General features: G+C 69.6%; 4 protein-coding genes and 1 pseudogene. 4 read left to right on the plus strand and 1 reads right to left on the minus strand.

Annotated features, from left to right (window positions below; genetic code table 11):
* The 4 genes and pseudogenes from ACFDSW_RS16005 to ACFDSW_RS16020 form a co-directional block, all read left to right on the plus strand.
* A pseudogene (locus tag ACFDSW_RS16005) lies at window positions 1–290 on the plus strand (glycosyltransferase); the annotation flags it as partial.
* 5 nt (window positions 291–295) lie between these two features.
* Window positions 296–1,282, plus strand: a complete 987-nt coding sequence (locus ACFDSW_RS16010) for an acyl-CoA dehydrogenase (protein WP_375251261.1) — start codon at window positions 296–298, stop codon at window positions 1,280–1,282.
* A 29-nt stretch (window positions 1,283–1,311) separates the two neighbouring features.
* The gene (locus ACFDSW_RS16015) at window positions 1,312–1,932 is read left to right on the plus strand and encodes a PIG-L deacetylase family protein (RefSeq protein WP_375251258.1); all 621 of its coding nucleotides are present in this window, start codon (window positions 1,312–1,314) and stop codon (window positions 1,930–1,932) included.
* The gene (locus ACFDSW_RS16020) at window positions 1,929–2,531 is read left to right on the plus strand and encodes a class I SAM-dependent methyltransferase (protein ID WP_375251259.1); all 603 of its coding nucleotides are present in this window, start codon (window positions 1,929–1,931) and stop codon (window positions 2,529–2,531) included. The genes ACFDSW_RS16015 and ACFDSW_RS16020 overlap by 4 nt, the downstream gene beginning before the upstream one ends.
* A 3-nt stretch (window positions 2,532–2,534) precedes the next feature.
* On the opposite strand, the gene ACFDSW_RS16025 is transcribed toward ACFDSW_RS16020, so the two are convergent.
* Window positions 2,535–3,248: histidine-type phosphatase (locus ACFDSW_RS16025; protein WP_375251260.1), on the minus strand; the 714-nt coding region annotated here is incomplete at its 5' end.

The raw sequence follows: 3,248 nt of genomic DNA on the forward strand, positions 1-3,248 counted from the left end.
AGCCCCGCATGGCCGACCCGCGTGGTGCGGCCTGGCAGTGGCGCGCGCAGGCGGCGGCGCGGCGCGGCTTCGCGATGATGGACCGCGCCGATGCCCGATCGGCTCTCGGCGCGCGACTGGGTCTTTCCGCCGATCACATTCTGGGCGTTGCGAGAGACTGTCCCAATGGCGAAGCGTTCGCGATGCGCGTCGTCCCCGCCCCACCCGTTGATTGGGGCACGGTATCGCTGACGGAGGCGGAGGACATTCTGACGGCGCTGGAATGCCGGGATCGAGAGGTCGCGGCGTGAACACCATGGCCGTCGCTTTGCGAAGCGCCATCACCGCTTCCGGCTGGGCGGATCAGCTTCCCGGCGATCCTCGCACGGAGGACGAATATGCCGCATTGCTGACGGCGCTGTACGAATGCGGGCGCCGCGATCTGCCGCTGGGGCGGCTGTTGGAGGGCCATGTCGATGCGGTGCAGATCATGCAGCGTTATGGGTCCGCGACGCAGGTGGATCGGCTGAAGACCGTGCTGGCACGAGGCGCGCTGCTGGGGGTGTGGAATGCGGGCCTCCCCGGCGAACCGCTGCTGCTGGACGGACATCGGCTGACGGGCGGCAAGAGCTATGCATCGGGGGCGGGAATCCTCACCCATGCACTGGTCACCGCCGATGCGCCGGGTGGTGCGCAACTGCTGCTGCTGGATTTGGCGCGGGTCGCGCCGGTGATCGACCGCGACTGGTGGCGCGTGACGGGCATGCAGCGCTCGGAAACGCATCAGGTTCGCTGGCACGATGCCGCGATTACGGACGACGACCGGATCGGCGCCCCGGGCGCCTATGCGCGCGAGCCATATTTCAGCGGTGGGGCGCTACGGTTCGTGGCGGTGCACGCCGGGGGCATCGCCGGGATTGTCGACCGGACCCGCGAGCATCTGGTATCGACAGGGCGAGCCGATGACCCGTTCCAATCCGCGCGGCTCGCCGAATTGTTCGGGCTGGCGGAGATGGCGGCGGCGATCGTTCGGCGAACGGCGCGGCTGTGGTTCGAGGACGGGGCGGCGGAGGAAGCGCGGCTGGCGCGGGTGGCGGCCGCTCGCCTGGGGGTGACCGACGCCGCTGAACGCGCGATGGTGATCGCGCAGGCGGCGGTAGGGCTGGCCGGGCAATTCCTGGCGCACCCGCTTTCCGCGGCGCTCGCGGATCTGACGGTCTATCTGCGTCAACCGGCGCCCGATGCCCAGCGCCTGCGCGTCGGGCGTGCGGTGCAAATGGGCTTCCTGGCCCCGTCGCTGTGAAACTCAGCCTCAAAGGCGTTCGCCGGGCGGTGATCGTCGCGCCACATCCCGATGATGAGATCATCGGAGCCGCGTGCCTGATCCACGCGCTGCGACGGCGGGGCAGTGACGTGACGGTGATCGTGGTCAGCGATGGCGCGGCATCGCATCCGAACAGCCCGACATGGCCCGCCGACCGCCTGACGTCCGCGCGGGCGCGAGAAAGCCTGCGCGCGCTCCTCCGCTTGGGCATCACGCGCGACGCGGTGACCTTTCTGCGGTTGCCCGACGGCGGCTTGTCCGTGCGGCGGGACGGGTGCCGCAAGACGCTGCATCGCGCCCTACGGCGGCATCGTGCGATGGATCTGCTGGTAGGCCCGGCGGGGAGCGATGCGCATCCCGATCACCGGGCGGTGGCGACGGCGCTGCGGCAATTCCGGTTCGGCGGGCGGCGGCTGACCTATCAGGTCTGGCCGCCACGGCGCCGGGGGGACGCCCGCGTCCGTACCGTGTCGCTGACCGGCGGTGGGTCGGCCAAGCGATCGCTCATCCGCTTGCATCGCACGCAGCTCGGGATGATCGCGGACGATCCCGATGGCTTCTCGATCGCACGTCACGAACTGGCGGTCTTTGCTCACCCGGTCGAGCGTTTCATCGAGGCGCGGAGATGAAGCCGATCGATCTCAACGGTTTCGCCGCGAAATTCGCGGCCGATGACGACCCCTGGCGGACCTTTTCCCGTCGCGACGAGGCGGTGAAACGAACCGCGATCCTGCACGCGCTCGGCCCGGGGCCGCTTGGGCGAGTTCTCGAACTGGGAAGCGGCAACGGATCGAACAGCCGCGCCATTGCCACGCGCGCACGGCGCCTCGATGCGACCGAAGGCACGGTGGAGGGAACCCGCCTCACATCGCATGCCATTGCCGCCCGGCCGCGTGCGCGCGCGATCATCCTGGCCCTGCCGGGGCGGTTTCCGCGCAGGAGCTATGACGCCGTCGTCATCGCCGAGCTGCTTTACTATCTCTCACCGCGGGCCATGCGGCGTGTCGCGCTCGATGTCGCTGAAACGCTTCGCCCGGGTGGTCGACTGGTGCTGGCCCATCACCGGATCGACTATTACGACTTCGCGCAGCATGCCGCTGGCATCCACGAGCGTTTCCTGCGGATGACCGGCGTTTCGTGGACGCTCCACCCCGTCCGCCGTCGTAGCAGATGGCAGGTCATCGTCGCGCGTCGCGAAGGCGGCGGCGCCCGGCCGTTCACACGGTGATGATCAGCGCGTCAGCGCTTTGACGAAATCGGCTTCGGTGCAGAGCCCGACAACACCTCGCGCCGAACAGCCAGCGATCGGCAACACCGCGACATAAGCTGTGGCGGGAGCGAGGGCCCGGATCTGGTCGAGCGTTTGTGAGCGATAGAGCGCACGCACGAAGCGATGGCCTCTCGCATCGACCAGCCGCTCCAGCACGATCGCGCCACCGGGCGCGGGATCGTCGGCGGCAAGGCCGGGAACGTGCCAGTGAACACCCAGCAGCCCGCCGAGGCTCGCGACATTGGTGTCATGCCCGGCGATCATCGTCACCGGCGTTCCCCCCTCGCCGGTCAGCGCCCCGATCATCAACGGCGTCAGCAGTGACAGGTTTGCCTTTGCGACATAGCGCGGGCGCGCGAGCAGCCTGAATTCGGTGGCATGGAATTCGGCGAAGCGCCCGATCTCGGCGGCGGTAACGCGACCCCAGCCGACCTCCGCCATCGGCTTACCGTCGGCATATTCGAGCAGCAGGATCTGCGCCGCGGTGGAGGCGCGGTCGAGCGCGCCGGTCAGTTTCGGTCGCTTGCCCGACTCCGCCGGCGCCAGCGCGGTCGGCGCGCGGGCGACGCCGCAGGCCGACGCCGGGGGAGCGCACAGCACGGCGTCGAGCCGGGCGAGCAGCGGCTTCAGCCGTGCCTCCTCAGCGGCAATCCCCTGCGCTCCGCCCGCATCGGC

Origin of the sequence: Sphingomonas sp. (assembly GCF_042091075.1) — a bacterium.
Lineage (GTDB): Bacteria > Pseudomonadota > Alphaproteobacteria > Sphingomonadales > Sphingomonadaceae > Sphingomonas.